The following is a 14,655-nucleotide window of genomic DNA, read 5'->3' on the forward strand; positions in this document are numbered from 1 at the left end:
AAACGTACGCGCGACCGGCGAGCCGACCGTATACAGCCCCGCTCACGCCACCTCCCGCGCCGCGTACTCCGCGATCTCCGCCATCGGCGGCCGCTCCTCGGTGTCCACCGAGTACGTACGCGGCTCGAAACCGCCCACCCCCCGCTCGAACTGGGTCAGCGCCGGCCGCACCAGATGCCCGCGCGCGAGCCGGAGCTGGGCGGTGCGGTAGATCGCGGCGGCCATCCGGCCGAGCGCCTGCCCGTCCTGGTGCCGGTGCTTGCGCACCCCGACGTCCACCTGGGCCAGCGCGTCCAGCCCGACCAGATGCAGCGAGTCCACCAGCATGCCCAGCTCGACCCCGTACCCCACCGGGAACGGCAGCCGCTCCAGCAGGGAGCGCCGGGCCGCGTACTCCCCGCCGAGCGGCTGCACGAACCCGGCGAGTTGCGGCCAGTGCATGTTCAGCAGCGGGCGGGCCATCAGCTCGGTCACCCGGCCGCCCTGCCCGGCGGCGCCGCCCAGTGGACGGTCGTACATCGCCTTGACCAGGTCGATGCCCGGATCGGTGAGCAGCGGGCCGACGATGCCGAGGACGAAGTCGGAGGAGAACTCCTTCAGGTCGGCGTCCACGAAGGCCACGATGTCCCCGCTGGTCGCCAGCAGGGAGCGCCACAGCACCTCGCCCTTGCCGGGCACGGCGGGCAGCCGGGGCAGGATCTCGTCCCGGTGCACCACCCGCGCGCCCGCGGCGGCGGCCACCTCGGCGGTGCGGTCGGTGGACCCGGAGTCCACCACGACTATCTCGTCCACCAGCGGCGCCTGGAAGACCAGGTCGTGGCGGATCACGGAGACGATCTCGCCGACCGTCGCCTCCTCGTTCAGCGCGGGCAGCACCACGGAGACGCGCTGCCCGGACCGCTGCTTGGCGGCCAGCACACGGTGCAGCGGGCGGTCGGCCACGGACCAGGAGCGGGTGGCCAGCCAGCGCTCGGTTTCTTCCAGCATGGTCTGCGGCTCCTCACTGTGGGGACGTGTCTGCGCGGGCCGGCCGGTTCGGCGCCGGTCCCCGCGTGATCCATCTCGCGGTTCGGACGACACCTTCAACTCTCCTGGCCTTCGGTTACAGTCTTGAACAACGCCGATGACCATCGCATGTCGAGGTCGGACGGCGTTCACAACCGAATACCGCTCATCCAGAGGGGCAGAGGGAAACGGCCCGATGAAGCCCCGGCAACCCTCCAGCCGGTCTCCCGTGCGCGACACGTCGCGGCACGCGCGAGGCTCCCGGCTAGGGAAGGTGCCAAATCCGTCTCACGGCGAGATGCGTCGTGAGGAAGATGAGGAGAAAGGGCCTCGCCTCCATGGCTGTGCAGACTGTCGCCACCCCCACCGTCGATCTCGGACCCGCCGCCGCCCTGAGCTGTCGGGAGTGCGGACACCGCGTCCCGCTCGGTCCCGTCTTCGCCTGCGAGGAGTGCTTCGGGCCGCTGGAGATCGCCTACGACTTCTCCGCGTACGACACCGAGAAGCTCCGGACGCGCATCGAGTCCGGCCCGGCGAACATCTGGCGCTACGCCCCGCTGCTGCCCGTCCCCGCCGACGTGGCCGACAAGCCGAACCTCAACCCCGGCTGGACCCCGCTGGTCAAGGCCGACCGTCTGGCCCGTGAACTCGGCGTCACCGGCGGGCTGTTCGTGAAGGACGACTCCGGCAACCCGACGCACTCCTTCAAGGACCGCGTCGTCGCCCAGGCGCTGGAGGCGGCCCGCGCCTTCGGCTTCACCACCCTCTCCTGCTCCTCCACCGGCAACCTGGCCGGCGCGGTCGGCGCGGCCGCCGCCCGCGCGGGCCTGCGCTCCTGCGTGTTCATCCCGCACGACCTGGAGCAGGGCAAGATCGTCATGGCCGCCGTCTACGGCGGCGAGCTGGTCGGCATCGAGGGCAACTACGACGACGTGAACCGCTTCTGCTCCGAGCTGATCGGCGACCCGGCCGGCGAGGGCTGGGGCTTCGTCAACGTCAACCTGCGGCCGTATTACGCCGAGGGCTCCAAGACGCTGGCGTACGAGATCTGCGAGCAGCTCGGCTGGAAGCTGCCCGACCAGCTCGTGGTGCCGATCGCCTCCGGCTCCCAGCTCACCAAGATCGACAAGGGGCTGAAGGAGCTGATCGCGCTCGGGCTGGTCGAGGACAAGCCGTACAAGATCTTCGGTGCCCAGGCGGAGGGCTGCTCGCCGGTGTCGGCCGCGTACAAGGCGGGCCACGACGTGGTGCGGCCGCAGAAGCCGGACACCATCGCCAAGTCGCTCGCCATCGGCAACCCGGCCGACGGGCCGTACGTGCTGGACATCGCGCGCCGCACCGGCGGGGCGGTGGAGGACGTGACGGACCCGCAGATCGTGGACGCCATCAAGCTGCTGGCCCGCACCGAGGGCATCTTCGCCGAGACGGCGGGCGGGGTGACGGTCGGCGTCACCCGCAAGCTGATCGAGTCCGGCGCGCTGGACCCCTCGCTCACCACCGTCGTCCTCAACACCGGCGACGGCCTGAAGACCCTGGACGCGGTCGCCGGCACCGGTCTGACCGCGACCATCCGCCCGAACCTGGACTCCTTCCGAGAGGCTGGCCTCGCATGAGCGTGACCGTTCGCATCCCGACCATCCTGCGCACCTACACCGGCGGGCAGGCCGAGGTCGCCGCCGAGGGCGGCACGCTCGCGGAGGTCATCGAGGACCTGGAGAAGCACCACCAGGGCATCGCCGCCCGCGTCCTGGACGACCAGGGCAAGCTGCGCCGGTTCGTGAATGTCTACGTCAATGACGACGACGTGCGTTTCGAGGGCGGACTTCAGACCGCCACGCCCGACGGCGCGGGTGTCTCCATCATTCCGGCGGTCGCCGGCGGCTGAAATTTACCTTCGGTAATGGCCCCCTCCGCAAGAGAAACGGAGGGGGCCATTCTGCGTGATTGAGCGCGGTAGAGTTGGGGAACGCGCTCCCGCTCCGGTGAGCCGGGCGCCCTTGATTCATGCCGCGAGCCCGACAAGAAGCAGCCAAAATGCGCGGGTAATGTGCGGCATTTGTTGGTTTTTATGGGGCCCGACTTGCCCCGAATTCAGCCGAAGTTGCGGCAGATTCCGGACTGTGTCCGTCCAGAATTCTCGTCCGATTGACCTGTTGCAGACGGCAGTTGGACAGATACATTCAGCCGCGGTCGACGCGTTCCGGCGCACGCCCCCAACTGATTGGGGGGCGAGGTCTGACCCAGGTTCACGAGGTGTGGATCTGCGCAAGGGCCAGTAATAGGGGAGTTAGCCATGGCTCAGGGCACCGTCAAGTGGTTCAACGCGGAGAAGGGGTACGGCTTCATCGCGGTCGACGGTGGTGCGGACGTCTTCGTCCACTACAGCGCGATTCAGATGGACGGCTACCGCAGCCTGGAAGAGGGTCAGCGGGTCGAGTTCGAGATCTCGCAGGGTCAGAAGGGCCCGCAGGCCGACATGGTTCGCGTCACCGCCTGAACGTCTCCAGCAGCGCGCAGGGCCCGCACCCGGTACAGGGTGCGGGCCCTTCGTCCTGTTAAGTCCCGTCCTGATCCCCCGAAGGCGCTTGCACTCGCCCTGGGTGAGTGCTAATCATTGCGTTAGCACTCTGAAGGTGAGAGTGACAACGAAGGACCGGGTCGGTGAGGCCCGCAGGCCGGGTGGGGCAAGGAACCACGAGGCCGGCGAGCCGTCCGTCGCGGGCGCGGGCGCGGTCCGAAGGAATCACCCCCAGTCCTGGAGGGACCACTTCACATGGCCAAGATCATCGCGTTCGACGAGGAGGCGCGGCGCGGCCTCGAGCGCGGCATGAACCAGCTCGCGGACGCCGTCAAGGTGACGCTCGGCCCCAAGGGCCGCAACGTCGTCCTCGAGAAGAAGTGGGGCGCCCCCACGATCACCAACGATGGTGTCTCCATCGCCAAGGAGATCGAGCTCGAGGACCCGTACGAGAAGATCGGCGCCGAGCTGGTCAAGGAAGTCGCCAAGAAGACGGACGACGTCGCCGGCGACGGTACGACCACCGCGACCGTGCTGGCCCAGGCCCTGGTCAAGGAGGGCCTGCGCAACGTAGCCGCCGGCGCCAACCCGATGGCCCTCAAGCGCGGTATCGAGAAGGCCGTCGAGGCTGTCTCCGCCGCTCTCCTTGAGCAGGCCAAGGACGTGGAGACCAAGGAGCAGATCGCCTCCACCGCCTCCATCTCCGCCGCCGACACCCAGATCGGCGAGCTCATCGCCGAGGCGATGGACAAGGTCGGCAAGGAAGGCGTCATCACCGTCGAGGAGAGCAACACCTTCGGTCTGGAGCTCGAGCTCACCGAGGGCATGCGCTTCGACAAGGGCTACATCTCCGCCTACTTCGCGACCGACATGGAGCGCATGGAGGCGGTGCTCGAGGACCCGTACATCCTCATCGCCAACTCCAAGATCTCCTCGGTCAAGGACCTGCTCCCGCTGCTGGAGAAGGTCATGCAGTCGGGCAAGCCGCTGCTGATCATCGCCGAGGACGTCGAGGGCGAGGCCCTGTCGACCCTGGTGGTCAACAAGATCCGCGGCACCTTCAAGTCCGTCGCCGTCAAGGCTCCGGGCTTCGGCGACCGCCGCAAGGCCATGCTCGGCGACATCGCCATCCTCACCGGTGGCGAGGTCATCTCCGAGGAGGTCGGTCTCAAGCTGGAGAACGCCTCCCTGGACCTGCTGGGCCGCGCCCGCAAGGTCGTCGTCACCAAGGACGAGACCACGATCGTCGACGGCGCCGGCTCCTCGGAGCAGGTGCAGGGCCGCGTGAACCAGATCCGCGCCGAGATCGAGAACTCCGACTCGGACTACGACCGCGAGAAGCTCCAGGAGCGCCTGGCGAAGCTCGCGGGCGGCGTGGCGGTCATCAAGGCCGGTGCCGCCACCGAGGTGGAGCTCAAGGAGCGCAAGCACCGCATCGAGGACGCCGTGCGCAACGCCAAGGCGGCCGTCGAGGAGGGCATCGTCGCCGGTGGTGGCGTGGCTCTGCTCCAGGCCGGCCAGGTCTTCGACAAGCTGGAGCTGTCGGGCGACGAGGCGACCGGTGCCAACGCGGTCAAGCTCGCGCTGGAGGCCCCGCTGAAGCAGATCGCCGTCAACGGTGGTCTCGAGGGCGGCGTCGTCGTGGAGAAGGTCCGCAACCTCCCCGTCGGCAACGGCCTGAACGCCGCGACCGGTGAGTACGTCGACATGATCGCCGAGGGCATCATCGACCCGGCGAAGGTGACGCGCTCCGCGCTGCAGAACGCGGCCTCCATCGCCGCGCTCTTCCTCACCACCGAGGCCGTCATCGCCGACAAGCCGGAGAAGGCCGCCGCGGCCGCTCCGGGCGGCATGCCGGGCGGTGACATGGACTTCTGATCCTTCCGGATCAACTGTCCTTCGCCAGGGCGGCACTTCCCTCACGGGAGGTGCCGCCCTTCGGCGTTTTCCGGGCGCCCACCGATCTGCCGCCGGTTTCCGTCAGCTCCCTTGACACCCTCGCGCGACCGCCACAACACTCCACGACGGGAGAGCGCTCTCCCAGCTTCCACGGCACATGTGATGGACCGTCACGCGGACGGTCGCGGACGGCGTCGTCCCTCTCGCCGGTCCCGGCCGCCCGACCCCCACCGTCCCCATCGACGTGGCAGGAGGTCTCCATGGCACGGAGATCGAAGATCGTCTCAGGATTACTGGTGTCCAGCGCACTGCTCCTCACCTCGCTCGGCCTGACCGGCGTGGCGGTGAGCGCCGACCCCGTGGCGGGGTCGGTCCACACGGGCCATGCGATGCCCGTCTCCACGCAGTCCTCGCCGGAGGACCCGGACGGCGACGGGTACATCCCGGCGAACCCGCCGGTGACCGGGGTCGTCCCCTCCAAGGCCGAGCCGCCGCACCGGTACTTCCACGAGTTCCAGGCGAACTGTTCGGTGTCCCACACCCGGCCGGACGACCCGATCGTCTACCCCGGCCAGCCGGGCAAGTCGCACGACCACACCTTCATGGGCAACACCACCACCGACGCGGCCAGCACCACCGCCTCGCTCGACGCCGGCGGCACCACCTGCAAGGCCCCCGGCGACAAGTCGGCATACTGGATGCCGACCCTGCTCAAGGGCAGTACGCCGGTGCTGCCGGTGGGCCCCCAGACCATCTACTACAAGGCGGGCGTCACCGACTACACCAGCGTGCGCCCCTTCCCGAAGGGGCTGCGCTTCGTCGTCGGCAGCCCGATGCAGTCGGCGGCCGAGTTCCGCGCCCACCACGGCTTCGTGGAGGGCTGGGAGTGCGGCGACAGCTACTTCAACACCGACTTCCCCGCCCAGTGCCCGAACCGGGCCGACGTCCAGCTCAACATCCGTTTCCAGGCGCCCAGTTGCTGGGACGGCAAGTACCTGGACACCCCGAACCACCAGAGCCACATGGCGTACCCGGTGGTCAACCCCGGCACCAACAACAACATCTGCCCGGACGACCACCCCGTCGCCCTGCCGATGATCGAGTTCAAGATGGCCTTCCCGGTCAACGGGGACATGAGCCAGGTCAAGCTGTCGAGCGGGGCCGGCTACTCGTTCCACTACGACTTCTTCAACGCGTGGGACGCGCCGACCCTGAAGGCGCTGGTGGACCACTGCGTCGTCGGCGCGCTCCAGTGCGACGCCCGGGGCTATGACCAGACGCACCCCGAGGCCGGCGCCGCCCTCGACGCGAACTACCGGCTCCCCTGATCCCGGCGCCTCCCGCCGGCCGGTGCACGTTACGGCCGGCGGGACCCCGGCTCCTTCCCCCCACCCGCACACCGGACGGACACTCATGACCGCATCCCGTGTCACGGCACCCCTCACCGCGGGCCTCCTCGCCGCGGGAGCCCTCGTCGCACTCCCCGCCCCGCCCGCGCAGGCCGCCGGCAGCGTCGTCAGGGTCACCGGCTCGCAGGGCAACTGGCAACTGACCGTCGACGGAAGCCCGTACCAGATCAAGGGCCTCACCTGGGGGCCGTCCACCGCCGACGCGCCGCGCTACCTGCCCGACCTGAAGTCGATGGGCGTCAACACCGTCCGCACCTGGGGCACCGACGCCTCCAGCAAACCGCTCTTCGACGCGGCCGCATCTCAGGGCATCAAGGTCGTCGCCGGTTTCTGGCTGCAACCGGGAGGCGGCCCCGGCAGCGGCGGCTGCGTGAACTACCTGACGGACACCACGTACAAGAACCAGGTGCTCACCGAGTTCCCGCAGTGGGCCGCCACCTACAAGGACAACCCCGGCGTCCTGATGTGGAACGTCGGCAACGAGTCCGTGCTCGGCCTGCAGAACTGCTACAGCGGCGCCGAGCTGGAGCGCCAGCGCGACGCGTACACCACGCTCGTCAACGACATCACCAAGAAGATCCACGCCGTCGACCCCAACCACCCGGTCACCTCCACCGACGCGTGGACCGGCGCCTGGCCGTACTACAAGAGGAACGCGCCCGACCTCGACCTCTACGCCGTCAACGCCTACAACGCGGTGTGCGACGTCAAGGCGGCCTGGGAGCACGGCGGTTACACCAAGCCCTACATCGTCACCGAGACCGGACCGGCCGGGGAGTGGGAGGTTCCGGACGACGCGAACGGCGTCCCCGCCGAACCCACCGACCGAGCCAAGGCCGACGGATACACGCGGGCGTGGAACTGCGTCACCGGGCACCGGGGTGTCGCCCTCGGCGCCACGATGTTCCACTACGGCACCGAGTACGACTTCGGCGGCATCTGGTTCAACCTGCTGCCCGCCGGGGAGAAGCGGCTGTCGTACTACGCGGTGAAGCGGGCGTACGGAGCGGACACCTCGCGGGACAACACCCCGCCGGTCATCTCCGACCTGAGCATCGAGGGCGACGCCGCCAAGGTGCCCGCGGGCGGTGACCTGACCCTCGCGGTCAGGGCCACCGATCCCGACGGCGACCCGATCACGTACGAGGTGCAGGACAACAGCAACTACATCGACCAGAGCAAGCAGCTCGTCACGCTGCCCGCCACCGATCTCGGCGGGGGCCGGCTGCGGGTCACCGCCCCCGACCGGCCGGGCGTCTGGAAGATCTACGTGAAGGCCAAGGACGGCAAGGGCAACGTGGGCGTCGAGACCCGGTCCTTCCGGGTGGTGCCGCCCGTCCCTTCGGGTACGAACCTCGCCCGGGGCAAGCCCGCGACCGCCTCCTCGGCCCAGACGGGTGGCGGGGACTGCCCCTGCACGGCCGCCAACGCCGTGGACGGCAACCTCGCGACCCGCTGGGCCAGCGACTGGAGCGACCCCCAGTGGCTCCGCGTCGACCTCGGCGGCCGCACCTCGTTCCGGCATGTGCAGTTGGTCTGGGAGACCTCCTACGCCAAGTCCTACACCGTGCAGACCTCGGACGACGGACAGAACTGGACCACCGTCCGCAGCGTCACGGACGGCAACGGCGGCGTCGACGACCTCGACGTCTCCGGGACCGGCCGGTACGTGCGGGTCAACGGGACCGCGCGGGGCACCGGATGGGGCTACTCGCTCTACGAGTTCGGCGTCTACGGCTGAGCCGACCAAGGGGTGGAGAGCGCTCTACCCCGGCGCGCGGGAGGGCCGCTAGGGTGCCGAAATGAGCAGAGAGGCCCCCACGCTGGAGGACGTCGCGCAGGAGGCGGGAGTCTCCCGCGCGACCGTCTCGCGGGTCATCAACGGCGTCCGCAACGTCGACCCCGGCATCCAGGAAACGGTGCGCCGGGCCATCGAGCGGACGGGGTACGCGCCCAACCGGGCCGCCCGGTCGCTCGTGACCCGGCGCAGCCAGACGGTGGCCCTGGTCGTGTCGGGCGCGGGGGACACACCCGAGGAAGTGCACAACGCCGTCGCGACACGGGTGTTCGCCGATCCCTTCTTCGGGCGGGTCGTCAGCGGTGTCGTGGGGTACCTGCGCCCGCGGTCCATGCATCCGCTCCTGATGTTCGCCGAGTCCGCGGACACCCGCCGCCAGGTGCTGAGCGACCTGCGGCAGGGCAGCGCCGACGGCGCCCTCGTCGTCTCCACGCACGCCGACGACCCGCTGCCCGCCCTCCTCGCCGACGCCGGCCTCCCCGCCGTCCTCTTCGCCCGCCCCTCCCGGCCGGTGCCGCTCAGCTACGTCGACCTCGCCCACCGGGACGGGGCCGGCCTGGCGGCCGAGCACCTCCTGGCGCGCGGCTGCCGGCGGATCGGCACCGTCACCGGCCCCCTCGACGTCGCCGCCAGCCGGGACCGGCTCGCCGGGTTCCGCGGCACGATGGCCCGCCGGGGGTATCCGTACGTCCCGGTCGCCGAGGGCGGCTTCACTCTCGACACCGGGGTGACCGCGATGTCCGCCCTGCTGGCAGAGCACCCCGATCTGGACGGTGTGTTCGCCGCGAACGACCTCATGGCCCAGGGCGCCTGCCAGGTCCTGCGCGAGCACGGCAGACGCGTCCCGGACGACGTCGCGGTGGTCGGCTTCGACGACTCCAGCGCGGCGCTGACCTGCCGCCCCCCGCTGACCACCGTGCGGCAGCCGGTGGAGGAGATGGCCGCGGCGATGGCGCAGCTTTTGGACGAGCATGTCCGGGGGGTGCGGACGGAACCTACGTCGCTGATCTTCGATCCGGAGTTGGTGGTGCGGGAGTCGGCGTGAGACGTGGGGTAGAGCTAAGTGTGGCGGCGGCCACTTGTAGATCAAGCCCTCGCAGGTGTTGTTGACTTCCTCCCTGGCCTCAAGGCCAGGGATTCCCGTCTGCCCGCACCTGTTGGGTGGGGCCTCGGGTGGGTTCCTGTTTCGCTGCGCGGTGCGGGCACGGGTGCCCGTCTTACCTGCGCTCCACAGGCTGTCACGGCCAGTCCGGCCGCCTTGGCGACGTTGACCGCCGCATTGATGTCCCGGTCCAGGACCGCGCCGCACGCCCCGCACGTCCACACGCGCACGTTCAGGGGCTTGGGTCCGTCCTTCACGCCGCACACGGAGCACACCTGAGAGGTGGGCTCAAAGCGGCCGATCTTGATGAGGGTGCGCCCGTACCGGGCGGCTTTGTACTTCAGCATGGTGACGAATGCCGACCATCCAGCGTCGTGAATCGCCTTGGCCAGGCGCGTGCGCGCGAGTCCCTTCACCGCCAGATCCTCCACCGCGATCGCTTGGTTCTCGCGGATCAGTTGGGTGGAGAGCTGGTGGTGGAACTCGCGGCGCGCGTCGGTGACCCGCGCGTGAGCGCGGGCGGCCTTCAGCCGGGCCTTGTGCCGGTTGCAGGAACCCTTCTGTTTGCGAGACAGCTCCCGCTGCGCTTTCTTCAGCCGCTTCTCCGCGCGGCGGAGAAAGCGGGGGCTTTTGATCTTCCGGCCGTCGGAGAGCACGGCGAAGTGGGCGAGCCCGAGGTCGATACCCACTTCGGGTGCCACCTTGGGCAGGATCTCCTTCGGGCCGGTCTCAACGACGAAGGACGCGTAGTAGCGACCTGCCGAGTCCTTGACCACCGTGACCGTGGTTGGTGGCGAGGGCAGCGCGCGGGACCACTTCACTTTCAGGTCGCCGATCTTCGGCAGACGCAGCTTCCCGCCCGGTGTGATCGACCAGCGGGCGTTCGCCGTGAACCTCACGGCCTGCCGGGTGTCCTTGCGGGACTTGTATCGAGGGGCGCCCATGCGGATGCGCTTGCCACCCAGGCCGGCGAAGAAGTTCCGGTAGGCGGCATCCAGGTCGCGGAGGGACTGTTGGAGAACAACCGCCGAGACATCGCCGAGCCAGGCCCGTTCCGGGGTGTTCTTCGCTCCGGTGATGAGTTGCTTCGACAGGTCCCCGATCCTCGGGAACGGCAGCCCCTGCTCGCGGGCGGTCTCACGGGCGCGGAGCGCGTCGTTGTAGACCACTCGCGCACACCCGAACGCGCATGCCAGCGCTGCGCGCTGACCGACACCCGGATACAGGCGGAAGTTGTACCGAAGCTGCACACAGATCAGGTTACACATGCGGCTTATGGGTGTTGAAGAGAATGTCCGGACAGGTCGTCACTTGAGCTGCTGAGGCTGGTGAAATCCTTCAGGGGCGTGTCCTCGTGCAGGCTCCGCCAGGAATTTCAGTAGAGAGCCGGCCCGCACACATTCGATCGATGAGGTGTCGCCCGCCATGCCCGTGCCCGCTGACCCCACCGTCCTCCACCCGATGCCCGAGCAGCCGCGGGTCGTGCTGCTCAAACCGCTGGTCAAGTCCCCCTTGATCGAGGTCGGGGAGTACTCGTACTACGACGATCCCGACGACCCCACCGCCTTCGAGACCCGTAACGTGCTCTACCACTACGGGCCCGAGAGGCTGATCATCGGGAAGTTCTGCGCGCTCGGCACGGGTGTGCGGTTCCTCATGAACGGCGCCAATCACCGCATGGACGGCCCGTCCACCTTCCCCTTCCCCACCATGGGCGGTTCGTGGGCGGACCACTTCGACCTGCTCACCGGGCTGCCGAACCGGGGGGACACCGTCGTCGGCAACGACGTCTGGTTCGGATACGGCGCCACGGTGATGCCCGGCGTCCGCATCGGACACGGCGCGATCATCGGCGCCGGCTCGGTGGTCACGGGCGACGTGCCCGACTACGGCATCGTCGGCGGCAACCCCGCCCGCCTCATCCGCACACGCTACGACGAGCATGACGTCGCCCGACTGCTGGCGGTCGCCTGGTGGGACTGGCCCGCCGAGCACATCACCGAGCACGTCCGCACGATCATGTCCGGCACGATCGCCGACGTGGAGGCGGCGGCGCCGCCCGTCAGCCGAGCTTGAGGTTCTCCACGAAGGCCGACCACGCCTCCGCCCGGAACGCGAGCTTCGGGCCGAGGGGGGTCTTGGAGTCGCGGACGGGGATGAGGGTGGGGTGGGCGTCGGCCACTTCCAGGCAGTTGCCGCCGCTGCCGCCGCTGTACGTCGACTTGCGCCAGGTGGCCGGGTCGGGGCCGGGCTCAGGGGTGTTCCTCATGCGCGTAATCCTGTGCCACCGCATCAAGCAGAACAAGTGAGTTGGCTGGTGGGAGCGCACAGGCCGCGAGCAGCTCGAACGTGCGCTGGTGGCGCCTGACGGTGGACGGGTCGTCCTCCAGCCGTCCGGTGCCGACCCCCTCGAAGTAGACCAGTGGTGGAGCGTCCACGAAGTCCATGAGCTTGATGGAGCCCTCCATCGCGGTGTGCGCCCCGGCCTCGAACGGCAGAACCTGCACGATGGCCCGATGCCGCCGGGCCGCGTCGGCGACGTGTCGCAGCGCCTCCGCCATCACCGCTCGGCCGCCCGTCACGCGACGCAGAGCCGCCTCGTCCATCACGATCCACAACACCAGGTCTGTTGGATCGTCGAGGAGCGCAGCTCGCTCCATGCGAGCCGACACCAGGTCATCGAGTTTCCGCTCCGGCTCCGTCGGGTGGTAGGCGCGGAACACGGCTCGTGCGTACGCGGGCGTCTGGAGCAGTCCGGGGATCAGTAGGGGCGCGTACTCCCTGATGCCCGTGGCCTGCGCCTCCGATTCAGCCGCCTCGGCGAAGTGCTCCGGGTACTTGGACTTGGCCGCCGCGACGCAGTTCCGCGCGAAGAAGTCCCCCGTGTCCAGCGCCTCGTCCAGCATGCGCGCGTACTCCGGCTGCATCCGCCGCGTCCCGGCCTCCAGTTGGCCGATGAACGAGCCGCTCACGAAGAGGACTTGGCCCAACTGCTCCTGGCTCAAACCCTTCCGCTCCCGCGCATGGCGCAACTCCGCCCCGATCATCGCTCGCGGTGACGACGACGGGTCGAGGTCCTTCGGTCCGGGCACTCGCGGCTCCTGTCCCACAGGCGAGGTTGTTGGGGCTGCCTCTCTGGCCAGGCTAGAAGCGGAGCGACCACTCTGTGTGCAGAACAGGAACACTCAGCGTGGAGGAATCGACATGACGGACACGGCTGACCAGGCGGTCGAGCGGCTGCGTACCGCCCTGCGCGACGCGGGCATCGTGCTGCCCTCGCTCCGCGTCGACCCCGTGACGGAGGTCTATGGCGGGGGCAACACCCTCGTGGACCTCGGGAGTTGCAACCTCGACGTCGCCGCCCGTCTCGCCGCCGTGCTCACGGAGCGGGAGGGTGAGTGACGAAGGCGCCCCGGTCGTCGGCGCGTACGCGCGGGACGCGCGGGACGGTCGGCTCGGCGAGGTCAGGGGCCGGGTCGGCGGTCGCGTGCAGTTACGGCCCCTCGGCGGCGGCCAGGAGTGGGACGTGCCGCCGGAGTGCCTCGGTGAGGCCGCCCCCGCCGACGTGCTCCGCGAGCGCGTCCGGCTGCTGAACCGGGACGCCCGGCGACGGGTCGAGCTGGGTTGAGAGGCGGCGTGTCGGGAGTCACACCCGCCCCGCCCAGTGGAGCGGAATGCGGGACCGCGTGGACCAGTTGTTTCACTAGGTGCATCATTGCGTGCACACATACCAGCCGGTCTACCCGACACCGTTCTCCCGAGGAGCCCCCCACGTGACCGTCACGACGTCCGCCGCCAGCCGCGCGGCCCAGCTCCTGTCCCGCCCGATCACGCTGAACGGCCTCACCGTGCCCAACCGGATCGCGATGGCGCCGATGACCCGGATGTTCTCCCCGGGCGGCATCCCCGGCGAGGACGTGGTGTCGTACTACTCCCGCCGCGCCGCGAACGGTGTCGGCCTGATCGTCACCGAGGGTACGTACGTCGGGCACGACTCGGCCGGCCAGAGCGACAGCGTGCCGCGCTTCCACGGCGAGGAGCAGCTCGCCGGCTGGGCGAAGGTCGCGCGGGAGGTGCACGCGGCGGGCGGCACGATCGTCCCGCAGCTCTGGCACATCGGCATGGTCCGCCGGCAGGGCGAACCGCCGTTCGCGGACGCGCCCGCCGTGGGCCCGTCCGGTATCCACAAGGCGGGTGCCGAGCCCAAGGGCCAGGCCATGACGCAGTCCGACATCGACGACGTGATCGGCGCCTTCGCGCAGGCCGCCGCCGACGCCGAGCGCATCGGCTTCGACGGGGTCGAGATCCACGGCGCCCACGGCTACCTGCTGGACCAGTTCCTGTGGGAGGGCACCAACCGCCGTACCGACGGCTACGGTGGCGACCCGGTCGCCCGCGCCCAGTTCGCCGCGGAGATCGTCGCGGCCGTGCGTGAGCGCGTGTCCGCCGAGTTCCCGATCATCTTCCGCTACTCGCAGTGGAAGCAGCAGGACTACACCGCGCGCCTCGCCGAGACCCCGGAGGAGCTGGAGGCGATCCTCGCCCCGATCTCCGCCGCCGGTGCCGACGTCTTCCACGCCTCCACCCGTCGCTACTGGCTCCCCGAGTTCGAGGGCTCCGACCTCAACCTGGCCGGCTGGACCAAGAAGATCACCGGCAAGCCGGTCATCACCGTCGGCTCGGTCGGCCTGGACGGCGACTTCATGGGCGCGTTCCAGGGCGAGGGCTCCCCGGTCAAGGGCATCGACGACCTCCTCGACGGCTTCGAGCGCGAGGAGTACGACATGGTCGCCATCGGCCGCGCGCTGCTCCAGGACCCGGAGTGGGCCGCGAAGGTGCTCTCCGGCCGGTTCGACGAGCTGAAGCCGTACGACGCGGCCGCGCTGGGCTCGCTCAGCTAAGGCTTTCCGTGAGGCGCCGGGTG

At 69.6% G+C, this 14,655-nt stretch carries 15 protein-coding genes and 1 riboswitch; of the genes, 11 read left to right on the top strand and 4 right to left on the bottom strand.

Features of this window, described 5'->3' with window-relative positions:
- Nucleotides 1-42 precede the first annotated feature (42 nt).
- Nucleotides 43-987 carry a glucosyl-3-phosphoglycerate synthase gene (locus OG448_RS17105; protein WP_405554818.1) on the bottom strand — a complete coding sequence of 315 codons (945 nt, stop codon included), beginning with the start codon at nt 985-987 and terminating at the stop codon, nt 43-45.
- 181 nt (nt 988-1,168) lie between these two features.
- Nucleotides 1,169-1,326: riboswitch (SAM riboswitch) on the top strand.
- 17 nt (nt 1,327-1,343) lie between these two features.
- Here OG448_RS17105 and thrC point away from each other — a divergent pair.
- The 7 genes from thrC to OG448_RS17140 all read left to right on the top strand — a co-directional run bounded on the left by thrC (nt 1,344) and on the right by OG448_RS17140 (nt 9,674).
- Nucleotides 1,344-2,618, top strand: a complete 1,275-nt coding sequence (thrC, locus tag OG448_RS17110) for a threonine synthase (protein ID WP_405554820.1) — start codon at nt 1,344-1,346, stop codon at nt 2,616-2,618.
- Nucleotides 2,615-2,890 carry a MoaD/ThiS family protein gene (locus tag OG448_RS17115; protein WP_384366572.1) on the top strand — a complete coding sequence of 92 codons (276 nt, stop codon included), beginning with the start codon at nt 2,615-2,617 and terminating at the stop codon, nt 2,888-2,890. The genes thrC and OG448_RS17115 overlap by 4 nt, the downstream gene beginning before the upstream one ends.
- Nucleotides 2,891-3,298: 408 nt before the next feature.
- The gene (locus OG448_RS17120) at nt 3,299-3,502 is read left to right on the top strand and encodes a cold-shock protein (RefSeq protein WP_009189266.1); all 204 of its coding nucleotides are present in this window, start codon (nt 3,299-3,301) and stop codon (nt 3,500-3,502) included.
- A gap of 276 nt (nt 3,503-3,778) precedes the next feature.
- Nucleotides 3,779-5,401 (top strand): chaperonin GroEL, encoded by a 1,623-nt coding sequence (gene groL, locus OG448_RS17125; RefSeq protein ID WP_030804589.1) that lies wholly within the window; start codon nt 3,779-3,781, stop codon nt 5,399-5,401.
- A gap of 281 nt (nt 5,402-5,682) precedes the next feature.
- Complete coding sequence (locus tag OG448_RS17130) at nt 5,683-6,750, top strand: DUF1996 domain-containing protein (RefSeq protein ID WP_405554822.1); 1,068 nt, start codon at nt 5,683-5,685, stop codon at nt 6,748-6,750.
- A gap of 85 nt (nt 6,751-6,835) precedes the next feature.
- Nucleotides 6,836-8,572, top strand: a complete 1,737-nt coding sequence (locus OG448_RS17135; protein WP_405554823.1) for a discoidin domain-containing protein — start codon at nt 6,836-6,838, stop codon at nt 8,570-8,572.
- 61 nt (nt 8,573-8,633) lie between these two features.
- Nucleotides 8,634-9,674: a LacI family DNA-binding transcriptional regulator gene (locus OG448_RS17140; RefSeq protein ID WP_405554825.1), complete on the top strand. Its 1,041-nt coding sequence runs from the start codon at nt 8,634-8,636 to the stop codon at nt 9,672-9,674.
- A 41-nt stretch (nt 9,675-9,715) separates the two neighbouring features.
- Here the strand turns inward: OG448_RS17140 and OG448_RS17145 are convergent, their stop codons facing one another.
- Nucleotides 9,716-10,981: an RNA-guided endonuclease InsQ/TnpB family protein gene (locus tag OG448_RS17145; RefSeq protein ID WP_405554826.1), complete on the bottom strand. Its 1,266-nt coding sequence runs from the start codon at nt 10,979-10,981 to the stop codon at nt 9,716-9,718.
- Between the two features lie 175 nt (nt 10,982-11,156).
- Between OG448_RS17145 and OG448_RS17150 the strand changes: the two genes are divergently transcribed.
- A complete protein-coding gene (locus tag OG448_RS17150) occupies nt 11,157-11,807 on the top strand; it encodes a CatB-related O-acetyltransferase (protein ID WP_405554827.1) in 651 nt (216 codons plus the stop codon).
- On the opposite strand, the gene OG448_RS17155 is transcribed toward OG448_RS17150, so the two are convergent.
- On the bottom strand, nt 11,794-12,000 hold the full coding sequence (locus tag OG448_RS17155; RefSeq protein WP_405554828.1) for a DUF397 domain-containing protein: 207 nt from the start codon (nt 11,998-12,000) through the stop codon (nt 11,794-11,796). The two genes, OG448_RS17150 and OG448_RS17155, sit on opposite strands and share 14 nt — an antisense overlap.
- Nucleotides 11,984-12,823, bottom strand: coding sequence for a Scr1 family TA system antitoxin-like transcriptional regulator (locus OG448_RS17160; RefSeq protein ID WP_405554829.1), 840 nt, complete (start codon nt 12,821-12,823; stop codon nt 11,984-11,986). Before OG448_RS17160 ends, OG448_RS17155 begins: the two co-directional genes overlap by 17 nt.
- Before the next feature lie 112 nt (nt 12,824-12,935).
- Here OG448_RS17160 and OG448_RS17165 point away from each other — a divergent pair, with 112 nt between their 5' ends.
- From OG448_RS17165 to OG448_RS17175, 3 genes are all read left to right on the top strand, one after another.
- Complete coding sequence (locus OG448_RS17165) at nt 12,936-13,133, top strand: hypothetical protein (protein ID WP_405554830.1); 198 nt, start codon at nt 12,936-12,938, stop codon at nt 13,131-13,133.
- Nucleotides 13,126-13,359, top strand: coding sequence for a hypothetical protein (locus OG448_RS17170; protein ID WP_405554831.1), 234 nt, complete (start codon nt 13,126-13,128; stop codon nt 13,357-13,359). The genes OG448_RS17165 and OG448_RS17170 overlap by 8 nt, the downstream gene beginning before the upstream one ends.
- 145 nt (nt 13,360-13,504) lie before the next feature.
- The gene (locus OG448_RS17175; RefSeq protein ID WP_405554833.1) at nt 13,505-14,632 is read left to right on the top strand and encodes an NADH:flavin oxidoreductase; all 1,128 of its coding nucleotides are present in this window, start codon (nt 13,505-13,507) and stop codon (nt 14,630-14,632) included.
- Nucleotides 14,633-14,655 lie beyond the last annotated feature (23 nt).

Source organism: Streptomyces sp. NBC_01171 (genome assembly GCF_045039805.1).
Lineage (GTDB): Bacteria > Actinomycetota > Actinomycetes > Streptomycetales > Streptomycetaceae > Streptomyces.